Source organism: Luteibacter jiangsuensis, from assembly GCF_030812295.1.
Classification (GTDB): Bacteria; Pseudomonadota; Gammaproteobacteria; order Xanthomonadales; family Rhodanobacteraceae; genus Luteibacter; species Luteibacter jiangsuensis_A.
In genome coordinates this window covers 650,001-668,846 of record NZ_JAUSSK010000002.1, presented here as the reverse complement: position 1 = coordinate 668,846, position 18,846 = coordinate 650,001, and the positions used below count along the sequence as shown (strand labels likewise).

Here is an 18,846-nt window from a genome sequence, read left to right as displayed (position 1 = left end):
TCGGTCGAAAAGACGCCACAGAGGGCAAAAAAACGCCACCCGAAGGTGGCGTTTCGTTCCGCCCGCTGGGAATTACCCGCAGCGGGCCAACCCGTGACTTCGTTGGATCAGAAGTCGTAGGTGATACCGAAGCGAACGTAGCGCGGGGTTTCCCACGACTGCGGCGTCTGGTAGTTACCGTCAGAGTAGTCAGAGTTCAGACGGGTCGGCTTCTGCTCATTGAGAACGTTGTACACGTTCACGTTGAACGCGAGCTTGTGGTCCGCGAACGCCGGACGGTATTCGGCATTGAGCGACAGGATGTGTGTCCAGTCGGTCGTACCCTTCGAGCCGTATGGCGACGGCACGCCATCGCACCAGTGGTAGTAATTGCCGTTGTACGCCGGGACGGTCTGGTTGGGACCATACAGACCTTCGCACGAGTTCGGCGAACCGGAGGCCATCTGCAGAATGCCGCCGATGTTCCATTCCGGGGTGATCTGCCAGGTACCGTAAGCCTTGATCTGGTGGCGATGGTCGTTCGGGAGACGGCCGGAGCCGTATTCCATGATCGACGGGTAATCCCAGTCTTGCGTCGCGGCGATGTCCTGCTGACCGATGTCGGACTTCACTTGGCCTTCCGAGTTGCCGTAGCTCTTCGAGAAGGTGTAGGTGATACGGCCCCACAGCTTGCCGTCGAACGGATGCTCGAGGTACGTATCCAGCGCGTAGTACTTACGCTTCGGCTTCGGGAAGCCAAAATCTGCATTCGTGATGTGGACCTGCTGGTAGCCACCCGTCGCGTTCGGCAGCTGGAACGTCGCCGCATTGCCCGGGTTGAAGAAGTAGCAGCCACGCAAGCCGCTCACGTCGGCACCCTGCGCAATAGCCTGGCCTTCGAGCACGTCGGTGTCACAGACGTCGTCGATGATGCGATTGAGCCTGCGGTACGTCGCTTTCATGCCGAAGTTCAGCTGGTCGTTCAGGACCTTGTCGAAGCCGAGGATGTACTCATCCTGGTTCTGAGCCTTCAGATTCTTGGCCGTCACGGTCTTCGGATCCGGCTGCTGGCCGTATTCGCGGTTAGCCGAGTAAGGCACGCCCGCACCCTGATATGTGTTGATCGGGGTCAGTCCCGTCGGATAACCATTCGCGTCGATACCCGTGTAGGTGTAGTACTCCTTGGTGTAGTAGGAGCCCGAAGCACCACGGAGTGCAACGCTGGTCGGCAGCGCCAGGTAGTAACGACCGGCGTTACCGTAGACTTTGAAGCTGGAGTCACCGAACACGTCCCAGCTGAAGCCAAGGCGAGGCGCCCACTGCGGACGGGTCTGCGTGATGTACGCATCGCCATCCGGGTTGTAGTTGGTGAACTGGTCGTTGCGCAGGCCAATCTTCACCAGCCAGCGGTCGGTCACCTGCCAGGTATCTTCGATGTACTGCGCGCGCTGCTCGACGCGGGTCGAGGCACTGGTGTACTGGACATACTTGTCCACGAAGTAACCGTTCTGGCCACCCGGATACCCGATCGGGGCATCGACTTCGCCATCAGCGATTTCACTGGCCGGATTGTTCTGGCGACCGTACTGCCAGGCGTAGCCGGCATTCGGGGCCATCAAGGTACTGTCGTTCAGATCCTGCGTACGCTGGTTATCGATACCCGCGGTGATCGTGTGATCGCCGAGCTTGTAGGTCAAGTCGATGCGGTAATTCGCGCCGCGCGTCTGGTGGCTCGGATCGGTGTACTGAATGACCTTGTTCGCGTTGGTGATCGGCGACCCACCGGTGAACGCCGGATTCTGATTGGTCGAACCGAGAATCGGGATCAAGTCAGGATAGTTGTTCACGTTCTCCTGATAGATGTCCGTGATCTGCTTACCGAACTGCGCCGACACGGTGAAATCGTCGGTGATGTAGCCGGTGTACTTCGCGATCCACATCTTCGCCGAGGTCTTGGTCGGGACGTCCTGACCGAGATACTCACCGCGGCTGAAATCGTCGTAGTTGTACTCGTAGTTCGAGCCATTGTACTCGTGCTTGGTCGAGGCAGCGGTGAGCTCGAGGATGTGGTTGTCAGTGATATTCCAGTCAACCTTGGCGTACCACTTCGGGTCCTTGAAGGTTCGCTTGGTCTGCTGGGCGGCGCTGGAGTTGACGCCTGTGTACTTGTCTTCGGTCTTGTCGGCTTCGACCGACGCGAACATGAACAACTTGTCCTTGATCAGCGGACCACCGACGTAGGCGCTTTCAACCACTTCCCAGCCCTTGTTGGCACTGCGGTTCTGGTAAAGCGTGCCGTTGAGCTCGCCACCCGGATAGCCCTTGCCGTAGTACGTGCTGGACGGCGTACCGCGCGCCCATTCCGGGGTATAGAGGATCTGCGCACCGAAGTGCCATTCGTTGGTACCACGCTTGCCGACCTGGTTGATCACGCCACCGTCGGAACGACCATAAGCGGCACCGTAACCGCCGGTCAGCACTTCCTGCTGTTCGATCGAACCATACGGCAGTTCTATACCGCCCAGGCCGTTCAGCGGGTCGGTGACGTTCATGCCGTTGATGTAGTACGCGTTCTCGGACACGCCGGCACCGCCAAACGATGAGAGACGCTGGCCATTGGACTGGTTGGTGAAGTCCGAGCTGCCCTGCACGACGCCAGGTGCCAACTGCGCGATCGCATCGGCGCTACGAGCAAGCGGGAGCTTCTGCAGCTGCTGCGCGGTGACGACCGTACGCGAGTCCACACCCGTAACGTCGATGGACGGCAGGGTGTTCGCCGAGACTGTCAGTCCCGACAGATCCTGTGCGTCGCCTGCCGCCTTGGGGTTGTTGAAGGAGACTTCAGTACCGGAACCGACGCGGATGCCGACGTTGTCGCGGCTCGAAACCGTCGCGCCATCGGAGGAGACCGACACGGTATAGGTGCCTACCGGCAGCGAACCGATCGTGTATCGACCAGATTGGTCAACGGTAACTGTACGGGTCACGCCCGAGGCGCTGGTCGCGGTGACGGTCTGGCCCGGGGTCGCGCTACCGAAGATCGTACCCACGGTGGACTGCGCGACCACCATTCCGGACCCACCGAGTCCGACGGCCAACGCGAGGGCGAGCGAAGAACGACGCAGGACAGACGCCTGCCGGGTGCTACGAGAACTCATTGCAAATCTCCCCAGATCGGCCCAACCGGGCCTGAAAACACACAAAACCGACCAAGGCCGGAAAATAGTGACCTGAGCGGGTGCACGGTTCGGGGGTTTTGCCAGCGCGCCCCTCCTCCCAGAGCGGTACGCCTCTCCCCTTTGACTTGCTCCCGACAAGCCGTCGACTCTTCACTGAACGGTAATGTGAACGTGGTTCACAAAAGTACCGCCCAGAATCGTCGATGCCGAACATAGGCGGACGCTGACCGCCATGTCAACAAATTATTTACAAGGGATCGGCAGTTTTTCTTGGCCCCCAGTGGGCCATGACCGCCCCTAAAAGGCAGTAAAACGGTCTAAATTTGGTTACAAATGAAACGCTTCCGTGCAAAAAAAGTGCCCCCGGCGGGAGACGCCGAGGGCAATCTGGGGAGACGCTTTTCCTTGCCGTCGGGGCGTAAACGCCCCGCGGCCCTTTCTTCTTTTAACCTTTCAGCGAACTACAGCGAGAAGTCGTAACGCGCCGTGAGGCGGAAGCTACGCGGCACGGAGAAGCTGAGCGGACGACCATAAGTCGGGCTGAGCGTGCCGTCGGCCGTCTGGTAGGTCTCGTCGATGTTCTGCTCGCGCTGCTGGTTGAAGAGGTTGAACACATCAACCTTCAGCGACAGGTCGTGATTGAACATGGCCGGACGGTATTCAGCGCTTAGCGCGAGCTGATAGGTCCACGGCAGGCGGCCACGCGAGCCGCGCGGCGCTTCGCCATCGCAGTAGAAGTACGACGATCCGTACTGGTACACGTCAGGATCGCGCACGCCCAGGCAGTTCTTCGGACGACCCGACATGGCGGACAGGTTCGCACCGAACAACCATTCCGGCGTCGCCTGCCAGAAACCATAGGCCTTCAACTGGTGACGGCGATCGCTGGGCAGCGGGCCATTCGATCCGATCATCAGTTCCGGATAGTCCCAGTCCTGGGTGACGGAAGGATCGAGCTGGCCGATGTCAGACTTCAGCAGGCCTTCGGAGTTACCGAAGCTGTGCGACCAGACGTACTCGGCGCGGCCGTAGAACTGGTTGTTGAACTGGTGTTCGACGTAGAGGTTGAGGGCCAGATACTTACGCTTGAGATCCGGAAAACCAAGGTCTTCCTTGGTGAGCTTGACCTGCTCGTAGCGACCGTCGGCATCCAGGTCGATCGTGAACGTATTTCCCTTGCCCGGGTTGAATAGGAGGCATCCGGGAATTTCCGCGTCGGGGCTGATAGTGACGTTGTTCTTCTCGGCCCAGGCTTCGATCGGACGGCTGTCGCAGATATCGTCGATGACGCTCTTGAGCTTGCGGTAGGTAGCCTTCGCACCGATCGTCCAATCGGTCGAGAGCTGCTTGTCGAAGCCGAGGATGTATTCGTCCTGGTAGTAGGCACTCAGGTTCTTGGCCGACAGCGTCTTCGGATCGGGAGCGCTGCCGTCGGCACCGTTCGCGTAATGGATATCGGAGATCGGCGTGGGATTGATCGGCGCGTTCGTCGTCGGATCGATGCCGCTATAGGTGAAGTACTGACGCTCGAACAACTGCGGACCCGCGCCGCGGATGGCGACGTTGGAAGGAATGGCGAGGTGGTACCGGCCCGCATTGGCGTAGATCTTCAAGGTCGAGTCGCCGAAGACATCCCAGGTGACACCCAGGCGCGGAGCAAGCTGGTGACGCTGTTTCACGAACACGACACCATCGGTGTTGAAGTTCTTGAACTGCTCGTTACGCAGGCCCAGGTAGGCCAACCAGTTCTGCGAGATCTGCCAGTGGTCTTCGATGAACTGCGCTTCCTGCTCGACCTTGACGTTGCCGGCGGCGCGGAAAATCTGGCGACGGACGATCTCGGTCGAGCCCGGCGGGATGGCCAGTTCCGGGAAGCCCGAAACGGTGCCCGAAGCGGGAGGGGTGCTATACGTCCACAACGCGCCGCCTTGCACGGCAAGGCCGCCATACGATTCCGCTGTCTGGTTGTCGATACCGACGCGCAGGTCGTGATCGCCGATGCTGTACTGCACATCGAAACGCCAGTTCTTGACCTTGTCCTGTGCACCCGGCGCGATGAGGTTGCCCTGCACCGGCGCGCAGCTGACGCGCTTCTGCGCGGCGGGAACGTTTCGGTTGTCGACGATGTTCGGGCACACGACGCCGGCGGCGCCGGACACGTTATCCACGTGATCCGTCTTGCTATGACCGTAGAGCGCGTCGATGGTCAACGAGTCGGTGATGTACCCGGTGTACTTGCCGATGTACATGATGCCGCCCGGCGTCGAATTGGCCGTGCCGATGTTCTTCTGATGTTCGGAGCCGATCAACGCCTTGCGCGAGAGGGTCTCGTAGTCATATGAGTAGATGGTGGTGTCGTTGAGGTTGGTATCGCCGATGCCGGTCAGTTCCAGGATGTGGCTATCGGTGATGTTCCAGTCGATCTTGCCCAACCAGTGGTTCGCCTTGAGCGGACCATCGAACGAGGTCTGGGTGAGGACGTTGGTGACGCCGTCGGAGCCGTCCTGGCGCACCACGTCGGCGGCTGCGTAGACGAACAGCTTGTCCTTGATCAGCGGGCCGCTGAAATACAGACCGTACAGGGTATCGGTCGTCTTGTTGCCTTTGCGGTACTGGTAAAGCGCGCCGTCGGTGACGTTACCCGAGGTTTTCGGATAATAGATATTCCTCGGGTCCGCCTTCAACGCGCGAGGGCTCCATTGCACCTGCGCGCCGAATTTCCACGTATTGCCACCGCGCTTGGTGGTCAGGTTGACGACACCGCCGGTGGAACGGCCGTATTCGGCACCGTAGCCGCCCGTCAGGATCTGCTGCTGGTCGATGGCGTCGAACGGCAAGGTAGCAAAGCCCAGGCCGGTCAGCGGGTTCGTCACCGCGAAACCGTTGATGTAGTACTGGTTCTCGGCCGCGGACGCGCCGCCGAACGAGACGACACCACCGTAGCGGGAGTCGCCACTGACGACGCCGGGCGCCAATAGCGCGGCAGCGTTGACGTTCGAGGCGACCGGAATACGCTGCAGCTGCTCGGCGGTGAGCACCGTGCGCGAATCGACTGACGACACGTCGATCGCCGGGAGTGCGGTGCCCGTTACCTGCACGCCTTCGAGGCTGGTAGCCGTGGCGGCTGAAGCGGCCGCGGCAAAGGAGACGTCGGTACCGGAACCGATGTTCACCTGTACGTCGCGCGTCGCGACGGTCGTGCCGTTGCGTTCGAGCGATACCTTATAGTGGCCGACCGGCAGCGACGTGGCGCGGAAGCGGCCGTCCGCCGGAAGCGGCACGTCACGGGACAAGCCCGTGTCCACGTTGACGATATGGACGGTAGCGCCGGCCGCATCGTCGGCATGGCCGAAGATCACGCCGGACGCGTTCGACTGCGCGTGGGCAACACCGCCACAGGCGAGGCTGACACCGAGCGCCGTAGCGAGGGCAGTGCGGCGGAAAGGCCGGCTGCCGTACTTCAAAACATTCATTTGTGACTCCCCAAGTAGACCGCACTTCCCCAGTGCGTTCGGAATGACGTGCGCACTCACCCGCCCGGCACGAAAAACGGCCGGTGGAATACGAGCGAGGTTTTGATTTGAAATCCGCGCAGCACGCTGCGCCGGCCCATGGCCGACACCGACGAAATGCGGGATTCCCCCCCTGATGCCCCTGGCGCGCGACTCTCCCCCTTAGAACGCGTCGCGCGAGATGACGTATAGCGCAGGATTTTGCGAGTCACAACAGGAAAATAACGCAAAAAATACTGTGCGTGGCAATAACTTACGCATTGATATAACTATCCGTTAGTCATCTTTGGGGTAAAGATCAACGACTTATCCACGCGATCACAATGACTAATGGCACATGACGGTTCCACGGACTAGGAAACATTCCTAGCGAAATGTCGCGTCTATTCGCGGTCACGCCTCCATCTTCCGGGGCATTCGCAGCCGAGGTAGCGAGAAAATACGGAAACTTACGGCTTGAAAGGCTTTCGAAGGCTAGTCGCTGTACACCAACCATCAGGTTCGCGCGTTGGTTGCGCGTAATCGCCGGGGGGCGGCCTTCTGAATCACGAGGTTTCAATCGCATGAACGACAATTCACGGGGATCCATCTTGGCCGACGCAGCCCAGCTGGGACTGGAAACCGGGCGCGTTGACACCGCGGTGCCTACGTCCTCGTTTGCCACCCGCGTCCGCGCGGTCATCAAGATGTGCGGCAGCGTCAGTGAGATCGCCCGCCGCTGCGGCTTCTCCGAGGGCGTCGTGCGCAGCTGGCGCGATGGCAACACTGACCCTTCCCGGGGCCGGTGCGTGACCATGGCCAAGACATTGGGCCTGTCGCTGGTCTGGCTCGCCGCCGGCGAAGGTCCGATGATGCTCGATGGCTCGGGCGACGACGCCGTCGCACGCACCGAGTCCAGCGAATCCACGCGGGGCCGCGACGGCCGCGAGATATCGGCGACCGTCGCCGGCGTGCTGGACCCGTCGCGCCTCGCCGCGGCGATGAAACTGCTGCAGTCGGACATCGAGATGACCGGCAGCCGCTTTTCACCCGTGCGCCACGCCGACCTGGTGGCCGAGATGTATTCGATCCTCAGCCGCTCGGGCGAGCAGGACTACGCGGACCGAATGGTCGCTTTCAGGCGCACGGTGGTGTCGCGCATCCACGACGACAAGGGCGTTGCCGTGGCCTGATGCCACGTCAGCGCGTTGGCGCGCGAACCACCGCGCGCCACACGTCTCAAAGCCGTGAAATGTCGGCGATCGCTCCGAAACTGGCCTTCAGCTGCGCCAGAAGCGCCAGGCGGTTGGCCCGCACCGCTGGATCGTCGGCGTTGACCAGCACGTCGTCGAAGAAACGATCGACGGGCGCTTGCAGTGCCGCCAACCGCGCGAGCGTGCCGGTGTAGTCACCACTGGCCAGCAAGGCCCGGGTGTCGGCGCGGGCGGCATCCAGCGCGGCATGCAGTTCACGCTCCGCGTCCACCTCGAAGTGCGCCGGGTCGACCGTGCCCGGGATAGGCAACGCGTTCGCTTCCTCCGCCTGCTTGCGCAGGATGTTGGCGACGCGCTTGTTCGCCGCAGCCAGGCTCGCAGCCTCGTCGCGACGGGCGAATTCGCCCACGGCGCGCAGGCGACGGTCGAAGTCGGGCAGCGTGGCCGGGGTCACGGCCAGGACGGCTTCGAACTGGTCGGCCGAATAGCCCTGGTCGGCGTAGTAGCCGCGCAGACGATCGAGAACGAAGGCGTGGACCTCGTCGCCGAGTTCGCGGCGGCGGGCGCCGATGTCGACGGCCGGGGCCTTGCCGTCCTTGCCGGGCTTCACGCCGGCGATAAGGGCGGCTTCCGGAACCAGTTCGAACGCCTCCGTCAGAGTGGCGCGCAGGTCGATGTCCAGACCACCCTCGATGAGGGTGCGCGCCAGACCGAGCGCGGCGCGGCGCAGGGCGAACGGGTCCTTGTTTCCGCTGGGCTTCAGGCCGACGGCGAAAATGCCCGCGAGCGTGTCCAGGCGCTCGGCCACGGCCAGCACCTGGCCGACCTTGCCGGCGGCGATGGCGTCGCCACCGAAACGCGGCTGGTAGAAGCTGTCGAGCGCATCGGCCACCTCGGCCGCGATACCCTGGCGCGTGGCGTAGTAACGGCCCATCACGCCCTGCAGTTCGGGGAATTCGCCGACCATGCGCGTGAGCAGGTCGCATTTCGACAGCGCGGCGGCATGGGTGGCCTGGCCGGCATCGACGCCGACCCGGTTGGCGATGACGCGCGCCAGTTCGGCGACCCGCACGGTCTTGTCCCACAGGCTGCCGAGCGACTGCTGATAGGTGACGTTCTTCAGGCCGTCCTGGTAATCGGCCAAGGGGGTCTTGAGGTCCTCGTCCCAGAAGAACTTCGCGTCGGCGAAGCGCGGACGGATCACGCGCTCGTAACCTTTGCGGATCTCAGCGGGATCGCGGCTTTCGATGTTGGCCACGCCGATGAAGTGTTCCGTGAGCCGGCCCTCGGCATCGAACACCGGGACGAACTTCTGGTTGGTCTCCATGGTGGTGACCAGCGCCTCGGGCGGCACCTCGAGGAATTCACGCTCGAACGTGCAGGCGATGGCGACCGGCCATTCGGTGAGGTTGGCGATCTCGTCGAGCAAGCCCTCGGAAAGGCGCGGGATGCCACCCGTGGCGACACGGGCGACCTCATCGCGTACGCGCTGGCGCCGCGCGGCGGGATCGGCGATGACGTGCGCATGACGCAACGCGTCGAGCCAGCTGTCGGCATCCGCCACATGCACGGGCTTGGGATGGTGGAAGCGATGACCACTGCTGAGGCGGCCGCTCTTCAGTCCGAGGATTTCACCCTCGACGATATCCGCGCCGTGCAGCATCAGCAGCGTATGCACCGGGCGCACGAAGCTGTCCTCGCGATTGCCCCAGCGCATGGCCTTGGGGATCGGCAGCGCCTTGAGCGCCTCGGTGACGATCTCGGGCAACAGCGCCGCCGTGGGCTGGCCGGGCTTCACGGCGCGGAAGACGAACCATGACCCCTTGTCGGTTTCGAGCTTCTCCAGCGCGGAGACCTCGACACCGCAGGACTGTGCGAAGCCGACCAGCGCCTTGCTGGGTTCACCATCTGCTCCCAGGCTGGCGGCCACGGCCGGACCGCGGCGTTCCACGTTCTGCTCGGGCTGGGCCACGGCGACGTCCGCGATATGGACAGCGAGACGGCGCGGCGATGCGTAGGTTCTTGCCGAAGCGTAGTCGGCGGCGACGCCGCGCTTCTCCAGGCCCTCGACGACACCGCGTGCGAAGGCTCCGGCAAGGTCGTCGAGTGCCTTCGGCGGCAGTTCCTCGGTGCCCAGCTCGATGACGAGGGGCAATCGCTTATCGGCCATGGGCGGCCTCCTTGTCTTTCTTCAGGCCCGGAAAGCCGAGCTTCTCGCGCTGTGCCACGTAGGCCTCGGCCACGCTGCGAGCCAGCGTGCGCACGCGCAGGATGTAGCGCTGGCGCTCGGTCACGCTGATGGCTCGCCGCGCGTCGAGCAGGTTGAAGGCGTGGCTGGCCTTGCAGACTTGCTCGTACGCGGGCAACGGCAGGCCCGCGGCGATCAACTTGCCGGCCTCGCCCTCGCACACGTCGAACCAGTGCAGCAGTTCGGCCACATTGGCGTATTCGAAGTTGTAGGTGCTCTGCTCCACCTCGTTCTGGTGGAACACGTCGCCGTAGGTCACCACGCCGTGGGGGGCGTGCGTCCATACGATGTCGTAGATGCTGTCGACGTTCTGCAGGTACATCACCAGACGCTCGAGGCCATAGGTGATCTCGCCCGTCACAGGGCGGCACTCCAAGCCACCGGCCTGCTGGAAGTAGGTGAATTGGGTCACTTCCATGCCGTTCAGCCAGACTTCCCAGCCGAGGCCCCAGGCACCCAGGGTCGGCGATTCCCAGTTGTCCTCGACGAAGCGCAGGTCGTGGACCAGCGGATCGATGCCCAGCGCCTTCAGCGAGCCGATGTAGCGTTCGAGGATGTCGTCCGGGTTCGGCTTGAGCACCACTTGGTACTGGTAGTAATGCTGCAAGCGGTTGGGGTTGTCGCCGTAGCGGCCGTCCGTAGGGCGGCGGCAGGGCTGCACGTAGGCGGCGGCCCAGGGTTCGGGTCCGAGCGCACGAAGGAAGGTGGCGGGGTGAAACGTACCCGCGCCGACCTCGGTGTCGAGCGGCTGGATCAGCACGCAGCCCTGCTCCGCCCAATAGCGGTTCAGGGTCTGGATCACGTCTTGGAAGGTGGGCGCGGACATGGTTCCCGAGTCCTTGAGAAAGCGGGCTAGTATAGCGGCGTAGGATTCACACAGGGTCGGACGCAATGGCAGTCAATCCGCAACCCGGCGCGCTGCTCGGCCGCCGAGGCCGGCTGGAACTGGACGAGGTGCTGGCCTCGCTCGTCGTCGACGGGTACCTCACCGGCGAGGACGCCAAGCGTGTCCGCATGAGCTCGCGCAGCGGCAAGTCCGCCATCGAGCTGCACCCCCTCGTGCTGGTCGCCAACAGCAAGCTGGAAAACCGCCGTGAGGTGGGGCGTCCACTCAGCCTGGAAACCCTGGTGGAATGGCTGGCCGGCAAAGCCAACCTGCCCTACCTCAAGATCGACCCGATGAAGGTCAACGTGGCCCAGGTCACCCAGGTGGTGAGCAGCGCCTACGCGCAGCGCCACCGCATCCTGCCGGTGGCGGCGTCCTCCGTGGAGGTCACCTTCGCCACGGCCGAGCCCTTCGACATGGGCTGGGCGAACGACCTGGGCCACATGCTCCGCCGCGATATCCGCCGCGTGGTGTCCAGCCCGATCGACATCAACCGCTACCTGCTCGAGTTCTATGGCGTGCAGCGGTCGATCCAGCTCGCCCAGGACGCCAAGGGAGGCAGCGAACCTTCGAAGATCATCAACTTCGAACAACTGGTCGAACTCGGCAAGGCCGGCGAGGTGGGAGCGGACGATCGCCATGTCGTGCATATCGTCGACTGGCTGCTGCAATACGCGTTCGAACAACGCGCGTCGGACATCCATCTCGAGCCGCGGCGCGACGCCGGACAGATGCGCTTCCGTATCGACGGCGTGATGCAGAAAGTGTTCGAGCTGCCCCCGCCGGTGATGACCGCCGTGACGGCGCGCGTGAAGATCCTCTCCCGCATGGACGTGGCGGAAAAGCGCCGCCCCCAGGATGGCCGCATCAAGACGCGGTCGGCGGGTGGCCGCGAAGTGGAATTGCGTATATCCACCATGCCGACAGCCTTCGGCGAGAAGGTGGTGATGCGTATCTTCGACCCCGACCTGGTGATGAAGGATTTCGCGCAGCTGGGCTTTTCCGCCGATGAGGACCGCCTCTGGCGAAGTATGGTCGAGCGTCCGCACGGCATCGTGCTGGTGACCGGCCCCACCGGCTCGGGCAAGACCACCACCCTCTACTCGACGCTGAAGCACCTCGCGCGGCCGGAGCTCAACGTCTGCACGGTCGAAGACCCCATCGAGATGGTCTCGCCCGAGCTCAACCAGATGCAGGTGCAACCCGGGATCGAGTTGGATTTCGCGGCCGGCGTACGCACGCTGCTGCGCCAGGATCCGGACATCATCATGATCGGCGAAATCCGCGACCTGGAAACCGCGCAGATGGCGGTGCAGGCCTCGCTGACGGGCCATCTGGTGCTGTCGACCCTGCATACCAACGACTCGCCCAGTGCGGTGACCCGCCTGCTCGACCTGGGCGTGCCGCATTATCTCATCCAGTCCACGTTGACGGGTGTCGTGGCGCAGCGATTGGTACGCACGCTCTGCCCGCACTGCAAGACTGTGGGCACGCAGGATCCCGATGCGTGGGCCGTGCTTACCCACGGCTGGGACGTCCCGGTACCGGAACACGTGTTCGAACCGGTCGGGTGCCTGGAATGTCGCAAGACGGGCTTCCTCGGCCGCACCGGCGTCTACGAGATGATGCCTGTCTCAGCGAGGCTTCGTTCGATCATTTCGTCCGAGCTCGACCTCGGCAAGTTCGGCGACGCGGCCTTGCGCGAAGGCATGAAACCGCTGCGCATCTCGGCGGCCATGCAGGTGGCCGCCGGACTCACTACCGTACGGGAAGTACTCAACGTGCTCCCACCCACCGATATCGACGACAGCATCCAACCATGAAGCCCGTTCTCATCGTTCGTACAGGGCGTGCGCCCGAGACCATCAGCGCTCGTCATGGCGATTTTCCACGCTGGTTCCGCCTTGGCTTGCGTCTTCGCGACGCGCACGTCCGCGTGATCGACGTCGAGCAGGGCGATCGCCTGCCCGAGCCGGATGATTGCGCGGGCGCCGTGATCACAGGTTCCGCGTCGATGGTGACGGAGAAATTGCCCTGGAGCGAACGCACGGCGGCGTGGATCCGCAACGCGATGGACGTGGACCTGCCCATGCTGGGCGTGTGCTACGGACACCAGCTGATGTCGCATGCGCTGGGGGGACGCGTGGATTACCTGCCCGGCGGCCGTGAAATGGGCACGCTCCGCATCGTGACCCAGGGCGATGCCGCGAAAGATGCCCTCGGCGCGGGCCTGCCACGGGAATTCCATGCCCATGCCACGCACGAGCAGAGCGTCATGGAATTGCCCCGGGGCGCGGTGTCGCTGGCGCGGTCCGACCGTGACCCACACCACCTCGTCCGCTACGGCAAGCACGCGATCAGCACGCAGTTCCACCCGGAATTCTCGGCCGAGGTGATGCGCGCCTATATCCGGCGCAAGCACGACGTGCTGCGCGAGGAAGGCCATGCTCCCGATGCGTTGCTTGCCGCCGTCGTACCTACACCCGATGCGACGATGCTGCTGCGCAACTTCGTACGCGAGCACCTGCTCGCCTCGCGCGAGATGTCAGCCGCGTAGACGGCGGGCGATGGCTCCGCGCGAGAACAGCGCGAACACGATGCCGAAGAGGAAGCCGCCGATGTGGGTCCACCAGACGACGGCACCGTAGCTGGCGCCCGCGTAGCTGAAAAGCAGCTGCACGAGGGCCCAGATGCCGATCAGCACGAAGGCGGGCACGCGGACGAATTCGAGGTACAGGCCGAGCGGTAATACCAGGCCTAGCTTCGCGCGCGGGAACAAGGTTACGTAGGCGCCGACCACCGCCGATACCGCACCGCTGCAGCCGATGATCGCCACGCGCACGCCGGTTAGCGAAATCGCACCGATAAGGTTCGCCACCACGCCACCCAGCAGGAACAGCAGCAGGAACCGCGGCGATCCGAGACTCCGTTCGGCGGGCAGGCTGAAGATCACGAGGAAGAGTAGGTTGCTCAGCAGGTGCAACCAGCCGCCATGGATGAACATGGCCGTGAACAGGCGCAGTAGCGCGGGGTCGCTCACCTGCTCCCATAACGGCAAGCCGGTGCCGAACAGGTGCGCCGGCACCGTGCCCCAATGCAGCATGATCGAGATACGCTCGGTGCGGCCACTCAGGGCCAGCGCGACGAAACTCACCACGCATACGATGACGACGAGCATCGTCGCCCAGCACAAGCGGGACCGCCGCCGGGTATCGACCTGGACGAACATGCTCAAGGCACGCCGCGGGCGAGGTGCGGCCCGTCGGCTTCCAGCGAAGACAGTGCGAACATGGTTTCCGGCCCCACCACGCCGTCGGCGGCGATGCCGAAGCGCTGTTGCAAGGCGAGCACGCGGGCTTCCACCGTGCGGTCGAAGGTGGTCGGCGCCGTGGCGCTGCCGCCGACGGTAGGATCGGGCGGCAGACGGCTGAGCAACCAGGCCATCCCGTCACCGCTGGCGCCACGGGCGAGCTTGGACGGCATCGCCGGGTCGACGCGGAACACGGCGTAGAAACGCCCGTCCCAGATTTTCTCGAAGGCGTCCCGCGTCAGCTCGACGTACTTGCCACCGAGGTACAGGCGCACGGCGTCGTCCCCCGCACCGACCAACAGGACCTGCTGTTTCGCATCGGCCTCGCCTAGCTCGAGAACGATGGGGCGGTCGAAACGCCGCAGCTGGTCAAGAGAGCCGCGGCCGCTGACGCAGGCGAACCCGGGGAAAATGACGGCGTCGCAATTGATGGCGTTGGCGACGGAGGTTTCCTTCGATGTCACCTGCCATCGGGCAAGAAGCTCGCCCCAGACGCGTACCTTGCCCACATCCGGGGTCGGCAGCGCATCGTGGAACTTGGCCAGCGCCTGCTCGGGCGTGACGGTCACGAGGTTCTTGGGCCGCGACGGGCTGTGTCCGGTGAGGAACCAGGTGGCCACCCCGCCGACGAACAAGATAGCCAACATCGCCCCGATCGCAAGGATCGGCTTGCGATAGCGCCGCAGCCAATAGCGTGCATGTTGCGGTAAGGCCTCGCGCACCACGAAACCCAGGGCGCGCTCGCCGATGGACTGTTCGCCGCGCTCCGCCGCCCTTTCCAGCGCGCGGTGGGCGAGCGTGTTCAAGCGCCGCGGATTGCCTTTGCCGTCGTCACGCAGGCTGCGCAGGCCAAGGCGGCTGAAGGGCATGCGCGAGGTTCCCGCCACGTGCAACCGATGCCGGACATACCGTTCGCTTTCTTCGGCATTGAGCGGGACGAGAGGAAGCCTGCTGCGAATATGCCCCGTCAATTCGGGAGCACCCGCTCCGGCAAAGCGCTCGCGAAGTGATGGTTCCCCGACAAGGACGATGTGAAATGGCGCGGCCGCCTTCTCGCACGCGTTGAACAGACGCCCGACGATGGCCAGGTCGTCGTCGCTGAGCTCCTCCGCATCGTCGAGGATCAGCAGGAACCGATGGTTCACGTGGTGCGCAAGCCGACCGAGCCCCGCGGCCAGGCCGTCGACGAGATGCTCTTGGGTATTGGCTTCGGCACTCAACGGCAACGGCAAGCCGAAACCGGCATAGAGGGAGCGGAGCCATGCAACGGTTTCCAAGGCATAGTCGCCCGCACCGTGACGTACGGCACGCACGCCATGGTTCGGTGCATCGGCCTCGATGAGCATGCACAGCAGGGTCTTGCCGGCACCCGGCTCCCCCGTCACCAGACTGACGCTGGAGGTGCTGGAGCCTAGCTCGTATTCGACATGCGCGAGGATCTCCCGCTCGCGCGTGAACAGGCACGCGAACCGAAGGTCCGGTGCATCGCCGAACGGAGGCTCACGCAGCCCGAAAGTCTGTAGATACATAGGCCTAATGTAGCCGATCGGCCGTGATCGGTGACATGACCGATAGCCCTTGCCCTGGTGGGGAGCCGCCCTTGCCGGGGATGGGTGCATGCGGCGGGGGCCCGCGGCCGCGGGCTCGCCGACAAGGTCGGCTCCCACCGGGCAAAGAAAAAACCCGGCCCCTGATGAGGCCGGGTTTTTGGGATAAAGCCCCTGGCGGTGACCTGTTGCGGGTCGCGCTGTGCGCCAAGAAAAAACCCGGCCTCTGATGAGACCGGGTTTTTAGGATAAAGCCCCTGGCGGTGACCTACTCTTGCATGGCTTGAGCCACACTACCATCGGCGCATGCGCGTTTCACTTCTGAGTTCGGGATGGGATCAGGTGGGACCACGCCGCTATAGCCGCCAGGGAAGGGGTGGGAGCAGCGCGTTAAGCGCCGGCTCCACAGAGGGTGTAAACGAGTGACAAGCGTCCGGGTTGTAAGTCGAACCGCGAGTAAGAGATGAAGACGGTGAAGCGTCTTGGGGTTATATGGTCAAGCCTCACGGCTCATTAGTACGCGTAAGCTCAATGCATTGCTGCACTTCCACACCGCGCCTATCAACCACCTAGTCTTGATGGTGCCTTAAGGAGAGTCAAGCTCTCGGGAGATCTCATCTTGGGGCGTGCTTCCCGCTTAGATGCTTTCAGCGGTTATCACTTCCGTTCGTAGCTACCGGGCAATGCCATGGGCATGACAACCCGAACACCAGCGGAACGTCCACTCCGGTCCTCTCGTACTAGGAGCAGCCCCCCTCAAATCTCCAACGCCCACGACAGATAGGGACCGAACTGTCTCACGACGTTCTGAACCCAGCTCGCGTACCACTTTAAATGGCGAACAGCCATACCCTTGGGACCGGCTACAGCCCCAGGATGTGATGAGCCGACATCGAGGTGCCAAACACCGCCGTCGATATGAACTCTTGGGCGGTATCAGCCTGTTATCCCCGGAGTACCTTTTATCCGTTGAGCGATGGCCCTTCCATACAGAACCACCGGATCACTAAGACCTACTTTCGTACCTGCTTGATCCGTCGATCTCGCAGTCAAGCACGCTTATGCCTTTGCACACAGTGCGCGATGTCCGACCGCGCTGAGCGTACCTTCGTGCTCCTCCGTTACTCTTTGGGAGGAGACCGCCCCAGTCAAACTACCCACCATACACGGTCCCCGATCCGGATTACGGACCTAGGTTAGAACGTCAAGCACTTCAGGGTGGTATTTCAAGGATGGCTCCACCGAAACTAGCGTCTCGGTTTCATAGCCTCCCACCTATCCTACACAGAAGAACTCAACGTTCAGTGTAAAGCTATAGTAAAGGTTCACGGGGTCTTTCCGTCTTGCCGCGGGAACGCTGCATCTTCACAGCGATTTCAATTTCACTGAGTCTCGGGTGGAGACAGCGCCGCTGTCGTTACGCCATTCGTGCAGGTCGGAACTTACCCGACAAGGAATTTCGCTACCTTAGGACCGTTATAGTTACGGCCGCCGTTTACTGGGGCTTCGATCAAGAGCTTCGCCTTGCGGCTGACCCCATCAATTAACCTTCCAGCACCGGGCAGGCGTCACACCCTATACGTCCACTTTCGTGTTTGCAGAGTGCTGTGTTTTTGATAAACAGTCGCAGCGGCCAGGTTACTGCGACCCCTCGATGCTCAGTCACGCACGTGACCACACCAAGGGGCGCACCTTCTCCCGAAGTTACGGTGCCATTTTGCCTAGTTCCTTCACCCGAGTTCTCTCAAGCGCCTTGGGATTCTCACCCTGCCTACCAGTGTCGGTTTACGGTACGGTTTTTCTACAGCTGAAGCTTAGTGGCTTTTCCTGGAAGCGTGGTGTCAGTCACTTCGTCCTCATAGGACTCGTCTCGGTGCTCGGCATAAAGATTCCCGGATTTGCCTAAGAATCATGCCTACCGCCTTTCCCCAGGACAACCAACGCCTGGTAGACCTAACCTTCTCCGTCCCCACATCGCACTGTAGAAAAGTGCAGGAATATTAACCTGCTTCCCATCGACTACGCATTTCTGCCTCGCCTTAGGGGCCGACTCACCCTGCGCCGATGAACGTTGCGCGAGGAAACCTTGGGCTTTCGGCGGGGGGGCTTTTCACCCCCCTTATCGTTACTCATGTCAGCATTCGCACTTCCGATACCTCCAGCAAGCCTTACGACTCACCTTCACAGGCCTACGGAACGCTCCTCTACCGCGCACACCTCAAAAGGTGTGCACCCCGAGCTTCGGTGCATAGCTTAGCCCCGTTAAATCTTCCGCGCAGACCGACTCGACCAGTGAGCTATTACGCTTTCTTTAAAGGGTGGCTGCTTCTAAGCCAACCTCCTGGCTGTCTATGCCTTTCCACATCGTTTTCCACTTAGCTATGACTTTGGGACCTTAGCTGCGGGTCTGGGTTGTTTCCCTTTTCACGACGGACGTTAGCACCCGCCGTGTGTCTCCCGTGTATCACGTGTTGGTATTCGGAGTTTGCCATGGTTTGGTAAGTCTCAATGACCCCCTAGCCATAACAGTGCTCTACCCCCAACAGTGTTCGCACGAGGCGCTACCTAAATAGCTTTCGAGGAGAACCAGCTATCTCCGAGTTTGTTTAGCCTTTCACTCCGATCCTCAACTCATCCCCATCTATTGCAACAGATGTGGGTTCGGTCCTCCAGTGCGTGTTACCGCACCTTCAACCTGGTCAAGGATAGATCACTCGGTTTCGGGTCTACTGCCAGAGACTATTCGCCCTATTCAGACTCGGTTTCCCTTCGCCTCCCCTATACGGTTAAGCTTGCCACTGACAGTAAGTCGCTGACCCATTATACAAAAGGTACGCAGTCACCCTTGCGGGCTTCCACTGCTTGTACGTATACGGTTTCAGGGTCTATTTCACTCCCCTCTCCGGGGTTCTTTTCGCCTTTCCCTCACGGTACTAGTTCGCTATCGGTCAGTCAGGAGTATTTAGCCTTGGAGGATGGTCCCCCCATGTTC

The 18,846-nt window shown here is 62.4% G+C and carries 9 protein-coding genes and 2 rRNA genes (1 of these 11 cut by a window edge); 3 read left to right on the top strand and 8 right to left on the bottom strand.

The genetic code is table 11. The features are described 5' to 3' along the window. Nucleotides 1-107: 107 nt before the first annotated feature. Both J2T07_RS08275 and J2T07_RS08270 read right to left on the bottom strand, forming a co-directional pair. On the bottom strand, nucleotides 108-3,137 hold the full coding sequence (locus tag J2T07_RS08275; protein WP_306848891.1) for a TonB-dependent receptor: 3,030 nt from the start codon (nucleotides 3,135-3,137) through the stop codon (nucleotides 108-110). 482 nt (nucleotides 3,138-3,619) lie between these two features. Beyond that, nucleotides 3,620-6,631 (bottom strand): TonB-dependent receptor, encoded by a 3,012-nt coding sequence (locus J2T07_RS08270; protein WP_306848890.1) that lies wholly within the window; start codon nucleotides 6,629-6,631, stop codon nucleotides 3,620-3,622. A gap of 629 nt (nucleotides 6,632-7,260) precedes the next feature. On the opposite strand from J2T07_RS08270, the gene J2T07_RS08265 reads away from it, so the two are divergent. Next, on the top strand, nucleotides 7,261-7,842 hold the full coding sequence (locus J2T07_RS08265) for a helix-turn-helix domain-containing protein (RefSeq protein ID WP_306848888.1): 582 nt from the start codon (nucleotides 7,261-7,263) through the stop codon (nucleotides 7,840-7,842). 46 nt (nucleotides 7,843-7,888) lie between these two features. Here the strand turns inward: J2T07_RS08265 and glyS are convergent, their stop codons facing one another. Together glyS and glyQ are read right to left on the bottom strand one after the other, a co-directional pair. After that, nucleotides 7,889-10,033, bottom strand: coding sequence for a glycine--tRNA ligase subunit beta (glyS, locus tag J2T07_RS08260; RefSeq protein WP_306848886.1), 2,145 nt, complete (start codon nucleotides 10,031-10,033; stop codon nucleotides 7,889-7,891). Further along, on the bottom strand, nucleotides 10,023-10,937 hold the full coding sequence (gene glyQ, locus J2T07_RS08255; protein WP_306848884.1) for a glycine--tRNA ligase subunit alpha: 915 nt from the start codon (nucleotides 10,935-10,937) through the stop codon (nucleotides 10,023-10,025). Before glyQ ends, glyS begins: the two co-directional genes overlap by 11 nt. 65 nt (nucleotides 10,938-11,002) lie before the next feature. Between glyQ and J2T07_RS08250 the strand changes: the two genes are divergently transcribed. Together J2T07_RS08250 and J2T07_RS08245 are read left to right on the top strand one after the other, a co-directional pair. Then, nucleotides 11,003-12,820: a GspE/PulE family protein gene (locus tag J2T07_RS08250; RefSeq protein WP_306848882.1), complete on the top strand. Its 1,818-nt coding sequence runs from the start codon at nucleotides 11,003-11,005 to the stop codon at nucleotides 12,818-12,820. Continuing rightward, on the top strand, nucleotides 12,817-13,554 hold the full coding sequence (locus tag J2T07_RS08245; protein WP_306848880.1) for a glutamine amidotransferase: 738 nt from the start codon (nucleotides 12,817-12,819) through the stop codon (nucleotides 13,552-13,554). Before J2T07_RS08250 ends, J2T07_RS08245 begins: the two co-directional genes overlap by 4 nt. On the opposite strand, the gene J2T07_RS08240 is transcribed toward J2T07_RS08245, so the two are convergent. From J2T07_RS08240 to J2T07_RS08225, 4 genes are all read right to left on the bottom strand, one after another. After that, nucleotides 13,543-14,226, bottom strand: a complete 684-nt coding sequence (locus J2T07_RS08240; RefSeq protein WP_306849515.1) for a rhomboid family intramembrane serine protease — start codon at nucleotides 14,224-14,226, stop codon at nucleotides 13,543-13,545. The genes J2T07_RS08245 and J2T07_RS08240 overlap by 12 nt on opposite strands. 2 nt (nucleotides 14,227-14,228) lie before the next feature. Continuing rightward, nucleotides 14,229-15,836, bottom strand: coding sequence for an ExeA family protein (locus tag J2T07_RS08235; RefSeq protein ID WP_306848878.1), 1,608 nt, complete (start codon nucleotides 15,834-15,836; stop codon nucleotides 14,229-14,231). Nucleotides 15,837-16,109: 273 nt separating this feature from the next. Continuing rightward, a 5S ribosomal RNA gene (gene rrf / locus J2T07_RS08230) occupies nucleotides 16,110-16,224 on the bottom strand. Nucleotides 16,225-16,346: 122 nt separating this feature from the next. Next, nucleotides 16,347-18,846, bottom strand: a 23S ribosomal RNA gene (locus tag J2T07_RS08225) (it continues 385 nt past the right edge of the window).